At 43.0% G+C, this 19,007-nt stretch carries 7 protein-coding genes; all 7 read left to right on the top strand.

The window, feature by feature from the left end; genetic code table 11:
• The first annotated feature begins 81 nt into the window (after positions 1 to 81).
• Complete coding sequence (locus DFR58_RS20765; RefSeq protein WP_147273227.1) at positions 82 to 4,059, top strand: RCC1 domain-containing protein; 3,978 nt, start codon at positions 82 to 84, stop codon at positions 4,057 to 4,059.
• A gap of 96 nt (positions 4,060 to 4,155) precedes the next feature.
• Positions 4,156 to 14,274: a Kelch repeat-containing protein gene (locus DFR58_RS20760; RefSeq protein ID WP_114300246.1), complete on the top strand. Its 10,119-nt coding sequence runs from the start codon at positions 4,156 to 4,158 to the stop codon at positions 14,272 to 14,274.
• A 10-nt stretch (positions 14,275 to 14,284) separates the two neighbouring features.
• Positions 14,285 to 14,695 carry a hypothetical protein gene (locus tag DFR58_RS20755; protein ID WP_147273226.1) on the top strand — a complete coding sequence of 137 codons (411 nt, stop codon included), beginning with the start codon at positions 14,285 to 14,287 and terminating at the stop codon, positions 14,693 to 14,695.
• Between the two features lie 126 nt (positions 14,696 to 14,821).
• Positions 14,822 to 15,631: an REP-associated tyrosine transposase gene (locus tag DFR58_RS20750; RefSeq protein ID WP_242987763.1), complete on the top strand. Its 810-nt coding sequence runs from the start codon at positions 14,822 to 14,824 to the stop codon at positions 15,629 to 15,631.
• Positions 15,632 to 15,653: 22 nt separating this feature from the next.
• A complete protein-coding gene (locus tag DFR58_RS20745) occupies positions 15,654 to 17,603 on the top strand; it encodes an RHS repeat-associated core domain-containing protein (protein WP_114300242.1) in 1,950 nt (649 codons plus the stop codon).
• A gap of 35 nt (positions 17,604 to 17,638) precedes the next feature.
• Positions 17,639 to 18,136, top strand: coding sequence for a hypothetical protein (locus DFR58_RS20740; RefSeq protein ID WP_114300240.1), 498 nt, complete (start codon positions 17,639 to 17,641; stop codon positions 18,134 to 18,136).
• A 191-nt stretch (positions 18,137 to 18,327) separates the two neighbouring features.
• The coding region (locus tag DFR58_RS20735) for an REP-associated tyrosine transposase (protein WP_147273228.1) at positions 18,328 to 19,007 on the top strand (680 nt) is incomplete at its 3' end.

The raw sequence follows: 19,007 nt of genomic DNA, 5'->3' as shown, positions 1-19,007 counted from the left end.
CCTGAAGGGGATAAGGACCGAGACGGGGATGCAGATTTTAAAACAGACAGGTTTATTGTGAAATATAAAGATAAAAAAGGCATGGAAAAGTTAAAAAAAGCCTTCGGAAAAATAAACAGGCTTACAATCTCAGAAAAAAGTTCAGTTGAGAAGAATTTAGGCAAAAACATGGGTATCATAGCTCTGGATAAAAAGGAAAGGCTTGAGGATTTTGCCGATGACATCAGGCAGAAAAAGCTTGACGATGAAATAGAGTACATACAGCCCGACTATGAGATAAGCCTTATGTCCGGGGACACATATTACAGCAGCCAGTGGGGGCTGGGGAACGGGGCAGAGGAGAAAGGGAGCAACGAAAGCACTTCATACCGCATACCCATGGAAGAAATACTGGAAATGCTTCCACCGCATTTGAAGGATGCCGTAGACAGAAGTCCCGAATTAAGGGAGCTGCTGCTGGACACTCCGCAGGAGGAAATGAGGGAGAGACTGATGGCCAGAGATGTTCAGGGAGACATACCGCCGCACATACTGCTTGAGCTTGCCCATGAACCGGCCTTAATGCACAGGATTGATCAGGCTGAAATCCCGGCACAGTATTCATGCAGTGCCAATGTGACAGGCGCGTGGGAACGGTCGGAGGGTGAAGGTGTTACCGTTGCGGTAATCGACACGGGAATTGACGTTAACCATGAGGAACTGGCGGATAACACATGGGTGAATACGGGAGAAATCCCCGGAAACGGTGAGGACGATGACGGCAACGGCTACATAGACGATGTAAACGGCTGGAACTTCAGCGGCAACAGTGGCATGGTCTATGACGGCAGCAGCTCGGACAGTGAAAAGCACGGGACGCACATCGCAGGGATCATATCGGCTATCAAGGACAACGGGAAGGGTACAGCCGGGGTGGCTCCTTTGGCGAAGGTGATGAGCCTTAAGGTGTTCAAGGACGGTACGGCCTATACAAGCGATATTTTAAACGCGATAGAGTATGCGGAAAAGATGGGGGCGAAAATTGTAAATTGCAGTTGGGGAAGCAGCGAATACAACCGGGCGCTTGAGGACGCCATACGGGATTCGGGGATGCTGTTTGTGTGCGCGGCAGGCAACATCGGAGCGGACATAGACCAAATCCCGGTATACCCGGCGGCCTTTGACTGCCCCAACATTATTACCGCAGCCTCTGTCGGCCGGAACGGCGCTCTGTCCTCCTTCTCAAGCTATGGAGCAAACAGCGTGGACGTAGCCGCGCCGGGTGAGGATATATACTCTGCCCTTCCGTCAGACTCCTACGGCAGTGAGAGCGGCACATCCATGGCGGCGGCTTTTGTGTCGGGAGAGGCTGCGCTTCTTTTTGCGTTGGGCGAGGGTATGGATGCAGCGGGAGTAAAGGACAGGATTATTAAGACCTCGGATCATTTATCGTCACTGGCGGGTAAGGTGCAGGGAGGCAATAAGATAAGCTGTGCCAATGCTGTGAAGAACACCATAAGTGACGAGGTTATACAGGTAGAGGCATATACGGATGTGCAGGAGGATGCAGAGGCTGATGAAAGTACGGATGGTTTTAAGCTGTTCTCTGCTCCGAACGTTGAAGGCCAGTTTGTAAAGGTAGCAGGAGGAGGCCGCCATACTTTGGCATTAAAAGATGATGGAACAGTATGGGCATGCGGTTACAATTATTACGGTCAGTTAGGTGATGGAACTAAAGTGGACAGGAGTGTTCCGGTGCAGGTAACTGGCTTAAGCGGTGTCACTGCCATAGCGGCAGGGCAATACCGCAGTATAGCGTTAAAGGATGATGGAACAATATGGACATGGGGATATAATTACTATGGCCAATTGGGAGATGGGACTACTATGGATAGGACAACCCCGGTGCAGGTAAATGGCTTAAGTGATATTACGGCAGTTGCAGCGTGCTATTACCACACAGTAGCACTAAAGGATGATGGAACAGTATGGACATGGGGAAATAACGAAAATGGGCAATTGGGTGATGGAACCACTATAAATAGGACAACCCCTGTACAGGTAAGTGGGCTAAGTGGGATAACGGGTGTGGCAGCAGGCTCTGGGCATACGATTGTGTTAAAGAATGACGGTACGGTGTGGACATGGGGACGCAACAGCTATGGACAATTGGGTGATGGAACTACTACAAGCAGCAGAATTCCTGTGCAGGTAAGTGGGCTAAGTGGGCTAAGTGGGATAACGGATGTGGCAGCAGGCTCTGAGCATACAATTGCGCTAAAGAATGACGGTACGGTATGGACATGGGGATATAACAGCTATGGACAACTGGGAGACGCAACAACCACAAACAGGGCTACCCCTGCGCAGGTAAACGGATTGAATGGAATAACCGCTATGGCTGAGGGGAATCGTCATACAATAGCAGTAAAGTATGATGGAACAGTATGGACATGGGGAGATAACGCTTATGGACAATTAGGGAATGGGACATCCGAGAAGAGTACAATCCCTTTGCAGATAATCGGTTTAAAAGGGACAAAGGATATTGACGGAGGCGATTCCCACACAATAGCAATAAAGGAAGACGGCACAGTATGGACATGGGGATATAACTATTATGGACAACTAGGGGAAGGGAGTAATATAAGAGTTAGAACTCCTATTCAGATGCTTGGGCTAAGCGGTGTCACATCAATAGCCGGGGGTAATTCCCACACAATAGCATTAAAGGAAGATGGCACGGTATGGACATGTGGATATAACTCTAGTGGGCAGCTTGGGGATGGAACAACTGAGCAAAGGTTGACCCCTGTACGGGTAAGTGGCTTAAGTAACGTTACTGCCATAGCAGCAGGAGGATATCATAACATAGCATTAAAGGAAGGCGGCACAGTGTGGACATGGGGAGATAACAGATATGGACAGTTGGGCGATGGAACTACTGCGAATAGGACAACCTCTGAACAGGTAAGTGGCTTAAATGGGATAATTGCTATAGCTGCAGGCACTTATCACACCATAGGGTTAAAGTCTGATGGAACAGTATGGACATGGGGACATAATCTTTCTGGTCAATTGGGTGATGGGACTAACATTGATAGGCTGACTCCTGTACAAGTAAAGGGGTTAAACGGCATTATTGCTATAGCCACAGATGAACTCCATAATATAGCATTAAAAGAAGATGGTACTGTGTGGACATGGGGAGATAACAGATATGGCCAGCTTGGGGACGGGACAACCAGAAATAGGACAACTCCTGTACAGACAAGTGGACTAAGTAAAATAACAGCCGTTGCGGCAGGAGTTTATCACACAGTGGCGTTAAAAGAAGATGGAACAGTATGGACATGGGGAAATAACAACTATGGACAATTGGGAGATGGGACTACTACATATAGGACAACCCCTATGCAGGTAAATGGCTTAAGTGATGTTACGGCAGTTGCAGCGGGCTCTCATCATACAATTGCGCTAAAGAATGACGGAACAGTATGGACATGGGGACTTAACATCTATGGACAATTGGGTGATGGGACTACTACAAGCAGAAGAATTCCTGTGCAGGTAAGTAGGCTAAGTGGGATAACGGGTATAGCAGCAGGTGATTATCATACAGCAGCGGTAAAAGAAGATAGTACAGTATGGACATGGGGATATAACATGCAGGGGCAGCTTGGAAACGGGGAAGCAGGGGTTGTAACACATCCCAAATGGGCCTTCGGTACTCCCGGAGATCCTGCTGTCTCAATTACCTGTGCCGCCGACAAGACCTTCAATCTGGTTCTAAAGGCAGCGAACATGCGAAGCCTTTCCGACCGCACCTTTACCGTTAAATACATCGCCGATGATCTGGATATCACTGACCTATGCTCCATGACCTGGGCCAAAGAAACCGCGGCGGGTGCAATTACCGGAACAGACATCACAATACAGCAATACTTGCCGGGTACAATCACCTTTACAGTAAATAAATCAATACCCTCCGGCAAGCAGTGGTCGGGTATTGTAAATGCGATAAGGTTCAAGTGTAAGAAAAGTATGGGAGAAACCAAGATAACATACGCAATGAACTAATGTGTGAGGAGGTATACTACAGCAATAACCGTCATTTCGATTGAATAATTTATATAAAAATCAACAACTTATGGATTAACTTAAGGGGGGCTATTTTTGAAAATAAAAAGTTTTTTAAACAAGGCGATTCTGATAACTTTAATTGCGTGCTTGTTTTTTGTACCGAGATATATTCAGGCGGCAGATGGAACCATGCTCAAAGCTGGAGTTGGCAAAAACGGCGGTATTTCTTACAGTGAAAGAAAAACCGACAGATTTATAATAAAGTATAAGAATGAGAAGAACAGGGCAACTGAGGCAAGAAATACAAAAAATGGCATCATGGCAGCAAACATGCCGGAGCTCAAGAATTACGATGTAGTAACGACAAAAACCAGGATGAAGAGCTCGGAATTGCTGGCTGAAATAGAGAATAAAAGTACTTATGGAATTGAATACATACAGCCCGATTTTGAAATGACAATTTCATCGGAGGATCCGCAGTATACGAACCAGTGGGGTATGTACAGCAAATACAGTGCCATTCCTGATGTAAATACCCTGCCGGATGATGAGAAGATACGCCAATTTATACTTGAGGATGCAAAATCCATGGGATTGCCTTCGATCAGGATTGACGCGAATGTACCTGCCGCATGGGAAAAAGCTGATGGCAGCGGAGTAATGGTTGCTGTTTTGGATACGGGAATTGATATCACACACGAGGATATTTCCGGCAATATATCAGTAAATGTGGCAGAAATACCCGGAAATGGAATAGATGATGACGGCAACGGTTATATCGACGACGTGTCAGGGTGGAATTTCTGTGACAATAATAACACTGTACACAGCAAAGAGACAGAGTGCGATGAATGGCACGGCAGCCACGTTGCCGGTATAATAGCGGCATCTAAGGATAACGGCAAGGGGATAGCGGGAGTGGCTCCGGCAGCTAAGGTTCTTCCCCTGAAGGTGTTTAAAGGTGGAAGAGCTTATACCAGTGACATAATAGCAGCAATTCAATATGCGGGAAAAATGGGGGCTAAGGTCGTAAACTGCAGTTGGGGAAGCACGGAATACAATCAGGCGCTTAAGGATGCAATAGAGCATTCGGATATGCTGTTTGTATGTGCTGCGGGTAACAGTCATACCGATATAGACAATAACCCTGTTTACCCTGCGGCATTCGACTGCAAAAACATTATTACGGCAGCTTCCATTGATAAAAATGGTGTACTCTCGGGCTTTTCAAACTACGGAAAAGCCTCTGTGGATATTGCGGCTCCGGGGAATGAAATAATAAGTACTCTTCCTGGAAATGCATATGGCAAGAGCAGCGGTTCGTCCATGGCTGCGGCCTTTGTATCTGGAGAGGCAGCCCTTCTTTCGGATATGCTTAAGGGAATAAGTATTGCCGACCTGAAGAACAGGATAATAAATTCGTCGGACAGGTTATCGTCGTTAACGGACAAGCTTGGAGGTGGAGGTAAATTAAACTGCGGAAATGCTGTCAGCGGAATAAACAAGGATGAAATAGTTCAAATCGCATTTTCGGATAACGATCCATGTGATTCAAGCTCCCAACCAGAGCAAGGTTATGAGTTGTTGGCGACGGACAGCTGGGCAGGCAAGGCATCTATGCCAACTGCCAGACACAACTTTGGTTCAGCGGAAACAGGAGGCTTTATATATGCCATAGGAGGGAATAAGAGCACCTATTTAAACACTGTTGAGGAATATGACCCTGTACTGAATAATTGGAAAACAAAGGCTGCCATGCCTACCGTACGTGAGTGTCTGAGCGTAGTTGCAGCATATGGAAAGATATACGCTATAGGAGGATATAACGGTAATTACCTTAATACAGTTGAAGAGTATGACCCTGCAAGCGACAAATGGATAGCTAAAGCCGGTATGAATACGGCCAGACAGAGTGCGGGAGCATGCGTCGTAAATGGGAAGATATATGTAATAGGAGGATATAACGGTAATTACCTTAATACAGTTGAAGAGTATAACCCACTCACAAATTCATGGAGGACTTTAGCTTCCATGTCTGCGCCCAGATCACAGCTCGGTGTGGCGGCGGTTAACGGAAAGGTATATGCCGTGGGCGGCTATTATCTTAACCAGTACTTAAATACAGTTCAGGAATATGACCCCTCCACAAATGTGTGGGCCGGTAAGAGAGCTATGCCGACTGCCAGGGGAAGCTTCGGCGTGTCGGTGGTAAACAGTAAGATATATGCGGTAGGAGGAATTTGTGGGAGTGGTTGCCTGAACAATGCAGAGGAGTATAATCCCGCACTGGATACGTGGATTGCAAAAACTCCCATGCAGATAGGCAAGTGCAATATCAGCACAACCTCTGTAAATGGCAGGATATACATTATGGGAGGGTATAATGCAGGCAGCTTAAGCTCTACGGAGGAATACACACCTGCATCGGATGTGTGGGTAACCAAAGCGCCCATGCCCACTGCAAGAGGGTTCGCAGGCGTAGCGGCGATTGACGGCAGGATATATGTAGCCGGAGGAACCTATGAGGGAAGCTCTGCGCTTGAATATAAAGCTATAAATACATTTGAAGAATATGACACCGAAAAAAACACATGGTCTGTAAAACCGTCCATGCCGACCCCAAGATTTGGAGTTGGAGGTGCGTCCGCTTATGGAGAATTCTACGCTATCGGGGGATGGAATTGGGATATTAATGGGAATCTAGATATAAATAGCATTTCAAAGGATACTGTTGAAGCATATAACCCGGCAACCGGAAGGTGGGTGTCAAAAGCCAGTATGGGTAGCCAGAGGTTCGCTCCGGGAGTAGTCGAGCTTGACGGCAAAATATATGCCATAGGAGGAGCCGGACAAAAATCGGCCGAAGTATACAACCCTTTAACGAACAGGTGGACACCGATTGCGGATATGTCTGAAGCAAGGTACGGACTTGCCGTTGCGGCAGTGAACGGTAAAATATATGTCATGGGAGGATATGACTATATATTTGATAAAAACCTTTCGGACACGGTAGAGGAATATAACCCTTCCACAAATACCTGGACAAAAAAGGCAAGCATGCCGACAAAGAGAAACTATATGGGAGCGGTTGCGGTAAACGGAAAGATTTACATTATAGGAGGGAATTCCGGCAAATATATTAACAATGTTGACATATATGACCCTGCCACTGACAGGTGGACCACTGGAACAGGAATGTCGGTCGGAAGGATGCGGCTTGGTACGGTTATGGTAAATGGCAGGATTTATGCGATAGGAGGATATAACGGAAGTTATCTTAGTACGGTAGAGGAATATTCAGCCGAATATGACAGGTATATAATGCAGACACATTTTGGGGAGGACGGGACAAACCCTGCCTCGGGAAACTTCTCCAGAAGCTATACCGATATGTCGATGGATGTTCCAGGCTTTAAGCTTAATATCGGCAGAACCTACAACTCAAGAAATGACAAGTCCGGCCCTCTGGGGAAAGGATGGACCTTCTCATTTGAAGGCAATATAAAGGATGACCCAAATGACAGCACATTAAAGGTAGTTACTTTGCCGGATGGAAGTGTACAGACCTTTAAAAAGAGTAAAGATGCCGGCAGCAACGACATATTTACCGCCAAGGATTCCAGAAGCAGGCTTGAACTCAAAGCCGGAGGAAGCTATGTGCTTACCACAAAGGATCAGTACAGCTATACCTTCATAAACGGCTGGCTTACATTGATGCAGGACAAGTTTGGGAATACTGTTTCAATCAGTGTAGACTCCAATGGTAAGATATCAAAAATAACAGATATTGCAGAACGATCTATTACGGTTGACTACTCCGGCACAAGCTTTATACGGTTTGTGAAAGATGTATCGGGAGGCAGGACTGTGGAATACCAGTATGAAAATAACCAACTGGTAAGAGCTATAGATCCTGCGGGAAACATTACAAGATACAGCTATGACTCGTCAGGATACATGAATGGTGTAAAAGATCATAATTCAAACCGGATAGAGGATCTTGTATACAACCACTCGGCAGGAGATAACCAGCACAAGGTAAGCCGGATTACGGATGCTTACGGAAATATATTCAAGTATGCCTATGACAACGCAAACAAGGAAGCCTCAATAACTGACTCAAACGGAAGGCAAACGGTGCAGCATTATGATTCTTACATGTACACGTCAAGCTCAAGGGATGCCGAAGGAAAAGAGGAAATAACGGAATACAATTTGGATATAAATGGTGGGAACAGATTTGGAGAGGAGCGGGCGGTAACCGACCGCAACGGAAATAAAACGGCATACGATAGAGACGGCAGAGGCAACATAACGAAAATTACCAATCCTGACGGCAGTACTATAGAATATACCTATGATGCAAAGAATAATGTAATAAGCGAAAAAAATGAACAGAACAAATATACGTTTTACATTTATGACGCCGGAATGGTTTATCTTCTGAAGAAGATTGAGCCGTTGAACGGTACTGATTTGTATTATCAGGGCTGCGATGAATCAAAGTTTGCAATTACCGGGTATACATATTATACATCTCAGGAGTGCCAGTCAAATGGTTATAAGGCAAAGGGGCTTCTAAAGGAAAATAAAAGTCCTGAGGGAAAAATAACTGCTTATACCTATTATTCAAATGGCTGCTTAAAAACTGAAAAGGATGCCCAAGGCAAGACAACCGTCCACAATTACAATAGTATCGGTTGGGAGACCAGTACTATATCCCCTATGAAATTTAAGACAGAGTATTTCTATGACAACAATGGACGGCTTGAAAAAACCGTTGCTAATGATGGTGATGGAAGTGCTAAGCCTATTACGACAAGCAGTGTTACCAGAACCACATATAACATCATGGGGAGAAAGACGCAGGAGGTGTCTCCAAATCTCTATGATCCGGCCAAAGACAGCCTTACAAGCCATACCTATACAGGGAACCATGGCTACAGGTATGTATATAACGCCGATTATACCTTAAAAAGGGTAACCGACCCAGAAAACAATGTGACAGAGTACCTGACATACGACATGTATGGGAATGTTTTAAAAGAAAAAAAGCCCAACGGAGCTGTGTACGAATATGCATATGATGCTTTAAACCGAATTAAAAAGGTATACTTCAGGGAAAATGCGTCAGCTTCATCTACCCTTCTTGAGGAATATTCGTATGATATTGTAAACGGAACAACACTGCAGAACGGTGCAATATTGAAAAATACGCGCAAGACCCGAACTGTTTACCTGAACGATAAAGAGGCGGCGGTTACAAAATATATATACGATTATGCGGGCAGGCTGATTAATCAGCAAAATGCAGACGGGACAAGCAGCTCCATAGAATACTACCTTGATGGCAGGGTTAAAAGTACCACCGATGAAAGCCTGAATAAGACATATTATAAATATGGCACATATGATTCCGCCAATAACTTCAGGTATGATGAAAAATGGGCTTTAATCGAAAAATCCGGAAGCGATGCGTTATACACTTACTCGGCGGTTGTATATGACAAAACGGGAAGAATTAAGTCGGAAAAGACAGGAAAACAAAAAGTCAGCCTGTGGAACGCGCCGTCCGATTTTGTCACTAAAACATACGAGTATTACGGAAATGATAAAGTATATTCCATAACATTTAATGACGGGAGAAAAACACAGTACCAGTATGATGACGATGGCAATGTCAGCAGAGAGGAAGTGTATACCGATTCAACAAATAAAAGAACTACATTATATGAAAACAACCAGTTTGGGCTGCCCTGTAAAAAGAAGGTTTATGTTAAATTAGGTGATATCTATGATTGTGATTTCTCAAGTACATTCGAAATACTACCTACTACGGAGCTTGCCTATGACAAAAATGGGAACCTGAAGTCTGTTAAAACCCCTGAGTTTGTAACTACTATATATGAATATGATAATATGGACAGACGGACAAGCACCAGCCAGTCTGGGTATGACGAGTATATGAATGCGGCGGTTATAAGCGCATCTACCCTGTACAACTGGGAAGGAAAGCCCATAGAAGCTACCGACACGAAAGGTAACAAGACGTTTTACCATTACAATGCGAGGGGCTTCCTTGAAAAGGTGGAGGAAACGGCAGCCGTAAACGGGGCGGACGCTAGGCTATACACGCTATACGGTTATGATAATGCGGGAAGGAAAATATATGAAGTATCACCTAAAAATTATTTTCCCGGACAGTCCGTACAAAGTATGGATAGGACCGAATATACGTATGACCTTATGGGCAGGATAAAGACACAAAATGAGGTGTTCCGGGAAAAAACGGTTGATCCCGGGGATAATTCCAAATGGATAACCTCGTGGGTTACAATAACCTCCAAGGCGTATAAATATGATAGCATGGGAAATATAGTAAAGGAGCTTGACTCACTGGGATATGAAGCGGGGACCGGCACAACCGCAGACCAGAAGATAAACACCGGCTATGGTACGGTATACACCTATAACTGCCAGGGTAAGGTCCAGACGGTGCTGGATCCGGTATCAAAGGACAGAGGACTTGCATATTCAACAAAATATGAATATGACGGCATGGGAAGAAAAGTATACGAAATATCGGCAAAGGGCTCCGGAAGCGGTACATATTACTCTTCAACCGGGTACGAATATGACGATGCCGGAAATGTTACGGAGGTAAGGACAAAGAAAAATATAAATGATACCGGCAGCTCCGGACAGCTGGTTCAGGTGTACACATATGACCTTATGGGCAACCTTCTGACCCGTAAGGACGGGAATTCAAATGTGACAACATTTGAATACAATGCTATGGGAAAGCTGCGGAAAGTGATATATCCCGGTGATGCTTCCATACCTTCCGATATAGTGATCTACCAGTACGATCTTGTAGGCAATCTAAAAAAACAGCAGAATTCTCTGGATACTGTAGATCTGTACACATATGACAATCAGGGAAGAGTGCTTTCCCATACGCAGAAAAAGAAGGATTCAAGCCAGACAATAACCACGTCAATCCGTTATGACAAAAACGGAAACAAGCGGTTTGAGACTGACGGAAACGGCGTAAAAAGAGAAAATACCTATGATCAGGCGGACAGGCTTATATCCACGAAAATAACTGTAACAGGTGAACGTAACCGGAAGACACAAAAGGTTACCTCCTACGAATATGATGCCAATGGTAATGCTACGGTAACTACGGACTGGAGAGGAAACAGGTATACAAGTGAATATGATCCTATAAACAGGCTGATTGAGAAAAGCGGCCCGTATGGAGTCATTCAGAAATTGGAATATAACCATAACAGCTCACAGAAAATATCATATGATGCCCTGTACAACATTACAGCGTTTGAGTATGATAAGGACAACAGGCTGATCAATACCATAGACCCAGAAGGGCATATCAGCCTCCAGTCCTACGACAATGCGGGAAATATCGGCACCAGAACCGACGGAAGAGGCAATAAAACCACATATGCTTATGATGAGTTCAACAGGCTTGAAAAGGTAACTGATGCAACGGGACAAGAGACTTCATATTCGTATGATTTAAATGGCAATATGCTTACCCAAACCGATGCAAAGGGCAATACTATTGCATTTGAGTACAACGTGAGAAACAAGGCTGTAAAAAGGATAGACGCGGGAGGAAGAACGGGAGAACCGGGAAGCTATACCTATGACAGCGCAAAGGTTGAAAAATATACATATTATGCGGATGGAAGCCTGTACACTAAAGAAGACAGGAACGGAAAAATGACAGCTTATGAGTATGACTGCCATGGGAGAATGCTGTCACAGTCGGTAAATGGGGAAGCTATTACGTACACATACGATAGGAATGGAAACCAGTTGGAAATTACCGACTCTGCGGGAAAGACCACACGTACTTATGACGAGCAGGGCAGGGTCAGAACAAAGGCTGTGCCCAATATAGGTACAATTGAGTTCCGGTATGATATAATTGCAGATATGGACCCGGGCTGCTGGGCCGAAACCTCCATAGACCCAAAAGGAAACACAATAACCAAAATATACGACAGTGAGGGAAGGCTGTGGAAGGTTGCTTCGGAAGGAAAGGAGACAATATACTCATATTACGGCAACGGGAGCAAAAAGGGAGTGGAATACTCAAGCGGGGCAAGGGAGGAGTATACATACTATAAGGATGGAATGCTGGCTGCATTGAAAAACTATGTGATGCAGAATGGAAGTGAAAAGCTTATAGACTCGTATGCTTACGAGTATGACGCAGCCCGCAATCAGATTTCAAAGGACGAATACATAAACGGCAGTGCGAAGGGTACTACAGTCTATGAGTATGACAGCTTAAACAGGCTTAAAAGTGTCACAGAGCCGGGCAGCTCCAGAACAACCGTCTATACATATGATGCAGCAGGCAACAGGCAAACAGAAAAGGTAACGGAAAATGATGGTACGGTATCCACGCAGTACAATTATAATCCGCAGAATAGGCTGGACAGTACTGTCACTGGGTACGGCGGTGGAATTGAAGAAACGGTCAGGTATTCATATGACAACAATGGAAATATGACATACAAAGGCGTTGAAACAACAAAGCCTTACGATGAGACAGGAGAAGAGAAAATAGAAGTCTATGCAGGGGAAGAAGATAAAACAGACACTGATATTGCATTTTATATGTATGATGACTGGAACCAGCTTGTAGAGATTTCGGCAGGTGGTCAGACGAGCAAGTACTTATATAATGGAGAAGGACTGAGAGTAGGAAAGGAAATAGGAGGTAAGACAACAAGGTACCTGTATGAGTATGACAATATAATACTTGAGGTGGATGGAGAAGGCAATCAGACGGGCAGAAATGTATACGGAACAAACCTGTTGATGAGAGAGGTTGAAGGAGAAACCCTATTCTACCTGTATAATGGGCACGGGGACGTGACATCGCTTGTGGATACGGCAGGGCGGGCTAAAGTGTCATACTACTACGACGCATTCGGGAATATACTCGAACAGAGCGGAAGCGCAAGCAATAGCATAACCTACGCAGGCTACCAGTACGACGATGAAACAGGGCTGTATTACCTCCGAAGCAGGATGTACGACCCCGTAACGGCAAGGTTCATGCAGGAGGACACGTATATGGGTCAGGCCAGCGACCCGTTGAGCCTGAACCTGTACACATACTGTCACAACGAGCCGATAATGTATGTAGACCCGACGGGGCATAAAGAAGAATTGGACAAGATGATTAAATCATCAGCTACCAAAACAGCAATTGATAAAGCAACAAAGGCATACGAGCAGGCTAAAGCCAAGAATGACAAAGCCGGAATGGCTAAAGCCCATGATGATGCTCAAAAAGCCCGTTCAGAATATGCAAAGACGTCTAAAGATGCGCATTATATAGAAGCAAAATATGGAACAAGCGCGCTAGCTTCATATTTAGGCAGTGGAAGTTCAGGTAAGTCAAGCACTCAGGGAACGGGTAAAGATAGTTCACCTGCACCTAATAAAGGTAATGATGCCCTCAAGCAGCAGATTAAAACAGGTATGGACAAACAATTGAACAATATAGCCAGTACTCAGGGGACGGGTAAAAGTGGAACGTCTCAGGGGACGGGTAAAAGTGGAACGTCTCAGGGGACGGGTAATCCTAAATTAGGGTTTGATAGTTTAAGTAATTATAAGACAAGAGACCAATGGGGAGCTAATCCAGTTAATGAAAAGGTTGGCGTTGAAAGGATTAAAAACCCAAATCAATATTTTGACTCTGTAGTTATTCATCATACTGAGCGAGCTACAGATGAAGAAATAAAACACTTACAGAAATACTTCCAAGACGATAGAAAATATCCAGATATAGGATATCATTATATAATTGGTGGAGGTGGTACAATTTATGAAGGTATGCCTATTAATTTAAAGGGTTGGCATGTTGAAAAGAATAATACTGGAAAAATTGGCGTAGTATTAACGGGTAACTTTAACGATGGTAGCGGAATATCTGGAAATGTAAAGGATGCAATAAACTGGTTAAAAGGGGAGGGTCATACAGAACCTTCTAAAGAACAGATTGAAAGTCTTAAACAACTGATTAAAGTTCTGGATTCGCAATATGGAATTGATAAAGTTGGTGGACATAAAGATTTTGCATTATCAACCAGTCCATCGGAATGTCCAGGAAATATTGCGTATCCCATTCTTGAAAAAGAAGGAATAATAAAACTAGGGAAGTGATGGTATGCTTATGAAACTTAATATTAATTATTTGTTTATTGTATATGTTTTTGTTTGCGGTTTGTTTGCGGGTTTTTTACACAAGGTTTTAGATATTAACAATGCAAAGGTGTTTGACAGTTATTACTTTCTTTTAATGATTATTGCTATATCTCTTTGTAGTATATTATTCAACGAAAGTAAATTTATACATTTGTTGAAGAACATCTTATTAACAGGAATAACTGTATGTGCTGTTGCTTCTATAGTGTTCTATATACTAGATAAAGCAAATTATTACTTCACATTTGAAATGGAAGGTTATACTTGGGTGGGGTTATATGGAATGATTAAAATCCTCATATACTTATTTATTTCATCTGTAGTTGGAACAATATTATGGGGTTTAAAGCTTTTGGTAATAAGGTTAACATCAAGATAGCTAAAATATAGGCATAGGCGGTTGTCTACGGATAGCCGCTTTTTCTTTTCCTGAAATTCCCTGTGCGATATCGACATACACACGGCAGAAGCAAGGGGACGGTTCTCTTGCTTCTTTTGATTTTCTATGATATACTATAGAAAAAAGATAAGGAAGAGCTATATGCCAAGAATAGCAAGACAAAAAAGCGAAAGTGGAATATATCATATCATGCTCAGGGGTGCAAACAGGCAAGAAATTTTCCATGATGACGAAGACTGCCGGAGATTCCTTGAGACACTGGACAGGTATAAGAAAAAAAGCGGAGTGAAAGTATACGGCTGGTGCCTGATGGGAAACCATGTACACTTATTGCTGGGAGAAGGCAAAGAAGATATTTCAATCACTATGAAGCGCATAGGAGTGAGTTACGTCTGGTTTTATAACTGGAAGTACAAAACCATAGGACATTTGTTTCAGGATAGGTATAAGAGTGAAAATATTGAAAAAGATGAATACCTGATGGCAGCAGTCAGGTATATCCACCAAAACCCGGTAAAGGCAGGGATAGCAGCAAGGATGGATGAATGGAAATGGAGCAGCATTCAAGGTTATTATGGAAAACCGTCTTACCCCGCGATGCTTTTAGATAGTGGACTAATACTGGGTATGCTGTCTGAAAATAAAAAGACAGCCATAAAAAGGTTTAAAGAATACAATGAAGTAGGAAATGAGGATAAGTTTCTTGAGGATACACCAAGAATACGTTTAACAGATGATGAGGCAAGGGCAGAGATAATTAAACTATCTAGCGGCTATGGAATTGCGGGAATTAAGAACTTGCCAAAAGCTCAAAGAGATGAAATAATAACGAAAATAAAGGAAGTGGAAGGTTTGTCGCAAAGGCAGGCGGCACGGATCTTAGGTATTTCACCTAATCTGATATTCAAGACCTGAGGGAAGCAGAAGAACCGTCCCTGTGCTTATAAAATACAGTATAAGGGAAAGCCAATATGTGTACTCCGACGCAAACATGCTGTTAAAGCTTTCAGAAGGCATGAAGGATGCCTCGGGAAACGAGGTGCTTCAAAAGACAACAAGCTTCTGGTATGATGACAACGGAAATCAGATAACCGAAACATCGGAATATGTGGCTCCTGAGAATGCCGACACACAGGAGAGCTATACTGCCGGGGCATTGGATAATGGAACAGCACAATATGATATTGGTACTGAAATGACGACCAACAGTTATGATGGCTTCAACAGGCTAAAGAGCGTGGATACCGTAAAGGGAGGCACAAGGTCTGTTACGGAGTTCGTGTATAACGGAAATGATCTGAGGGTAAGGAAGACGGTAAAGAGGGCGTCCGCAGGGTATACCCCAGAGGTTACAAACTACCTCTACGACAGGCAGCACGTAATACTGGAAACGGACGCGTCGGAAAACGTGAAGGCCAGATATATAAGGGGAATAAACTACATAGCCATGGTGGATGCAATGTACAGGCTCAGCAACTTCCTGTACAACGGTCATGGGGATGTGGTGCAGACGGTCAGTGAAGCAGGGCAGGTAGAAAACAGGTATGACTATGACATATTCGGAAGCCCCACACTCAGCATAGAAGAGTACAGATGCGCCATAAGGTATGCGGGAGAGTTCTATGACGAAGAGACAGGGCTGTACTACCTGAGGGCCAGGTACTATGACCCGTACATAGGAAGGTTCATAAGCGAAGACACCTACACAGGCAACCCCAGCGACCCGTTGAGCCTGAACCTGTATACATATTGCCACAACGAGCCGATAATGTATGTAGATCCGACGGGGCATAAAGAAGAATTGGACAAGATGATTAAATCAACAGCTACCAAAAACGCAATTGATAAAGCAACAAAGGCATACGAGCAGGCTAAAGCCAAGAATGACAAAGCCGGAATGACTAAAGCCCATGATGATGCTGAAAAAGCCCGTTCAAATTATGCAAAGACGTCTAAAGATGCGCATTATATAGAAGCAAAATATGGAACAAGCGCACTAGCTTCATATTTAGGCGGTGGAGGTTCAGGTAAATCAGGCAATCAGGGGACGGGTAAAGACAGTTCACCTGCACCGGACCCCCAGCCCAAACCTAATGTTTCCTCACTGGAGCAGGCAATTGCAGCTTCTAAGGGGAAGGGGAATAGTGATATATTTACAACAAGACTCACTAATAAAGACTTCTTAAAAATTGTTGATGGTAGCATAACATATTATGGTGGTGACCAAGATTGGTTTAAAAGGTATACCCAGAATTTTGGAGGCTGTGGTCCTACATCTGCAGCTAATATATTAGCTTATATGGCAATGACTGATCCTGAAATTGCAAAACTGTATGGGTATGATACTAAGAATATTACTAAAGCAGATTTTGCAAAGTTTATGGAACAAGTATATAAATATGTTACTCCTCTAACAGTGCCTATTTCAAGTAATATGAGCGATAAAAAAGGCAGTCAGGTAGGAATTCCATCATTAGGAATTACCAGTTTGTCTGACTTTACTAGAGGAGTCGAAAAGTTTGCACAAAGTAAGGAAATAAGCTTAAAATCAAATTGGAGTAGTGAAAAACCAACCTTTAATAATGCGGTAAGCTACATTCGGGAAGGGTTGGGGAAAGATAAACCTGTTGCTCTATTAAATATGTTTAATCCAGTTGATATGCAGTGGACAGATCCATCAACAAATAAGACTAAAACAACAACATATGAACAACATTGGGTAACTATTACTGGCATAACTGAAAATAAAAAATCAGGAGAGGTAACACTCGAAGTGTCGTCTTGGGGTGGAAGAGCAACGTTGAGTTTTAATTCTCTATACAATAATATGGATTGGAATGAAAAATTCTTTCCGGCAGGGATAATGTATTTCGAACATAAAAAATAGTATATATTGTGCAATTTATATTAAGGAGGATGTTAATGAAAAATAGAAAAACAGCTATTTGGGTATTTGTAGGTGTGTTTTTAATTTCAATAATTACATTAATAATTATTAATATGAACAGTAATCCACAAGTGGAAGGGTGGAATGGTTTTAAGAAAGCTGCTATCAATAATTATACATTCATTAAGGATGTAAATATAAATAGTATTACACCTCTCGATATTCGTATTAACTATACTTTAAGTAAAAAAATAGATTTAGAAGAAGTAAACAACGTATTTCTTATGACGAAAAACTATATATTATCGGAAAAGGTATTTGAAGATTTACAAAAATACCATGCTAAAAAATATAAGTATAGTTTTGGTAGAATCAAAATTATTTATACATATGGGGACAATAATGATAGTTTTGAATGTAAAATTTTTTCGTCACAAGATGTAGATGGTGAGCCAAATTATAATAACTTTAATACATGGTATATTGAGTATAATAATGAGCCTGCAAAAATGTATAATCCAATATTAAAGTAAGTGGTAAATTAAAAATTATGTAAGGCGGTTATCTATACGCGATGACCGTCTTTCTTTACAAGAGTGACAAGAGGACGGTTATTGACACCACATGTTGCATATAATAGAAGCAAGGGGACGGTTCTCCTGTAGATTTACTATGATATACTAGAGAAGCAAGGGGACGGTTCTCTTGCTTCTTTTAATTTTCTATGATATATTATAGAAAAAAGATAAGGAAGAGCTATATGCCAAGAACAGCAAGACAAAAAAGCGAAAGTGGAATATATCATATCATGCTCAGGGGTGCAAACAGGCAAGAAATTTTCCATGATGACGAAGACTGCCGGAGATTCCTTGAGACACTGGACAGGTATAAGAAAAAAAGCGGAGTGAAAGTATATGGCTGGTGCCTGATGGGAAACCATGTACACTTATTGCTGGGAGAAGGCAAAGAAGATATTTCAATCACTATGAAGCGCATAGGAGTGAGTTACGTCTGGTTTTATAACTGGAAGTACAAAACCATAGGACATTTGTTTCAGGATAGGTATAAGAGTGAAAATATTGAAAAAGATGAATATCTGATGGCAGCAGTCAGGTATATCCACCAAAACCCGGTAAAGGCAGGGATAGCAGCAAGGATGGATGAATGGAAATGGAGCAGCATTCAAGGTTATTATGGAAAACCGTCCTACCCCGCGATGCTTTTAGATAGTGGACTAATACTGGGTATGCTGTCTGAAAATAAAAAGACAGCCATAAAAAGGTTTAAAGAATACAATGAAGTAGGAAATGAGGATAAGTTTCTTGAGGATACACCAAGAATACGTTTAACAGATGATGAGGCAAGGGCAGAGATAATTAAACTATCTAGCGGCTATGGAATTGC

Origin of the sequence: Anaerobacterium chartisolvens, from assembly GCF_003337415.1 — a bacterium.
Lineage (GTDB): Bacteria > Bacillota > Clostridia > Acetivibrionales > DSM-27016 > Anaerobacterium > Anaerobacterium chartisolvens.
Note: the sequence above shows the minus strand (reverse complement) of the source record. Positions and strands in the feature narration are given on the sequence as shown.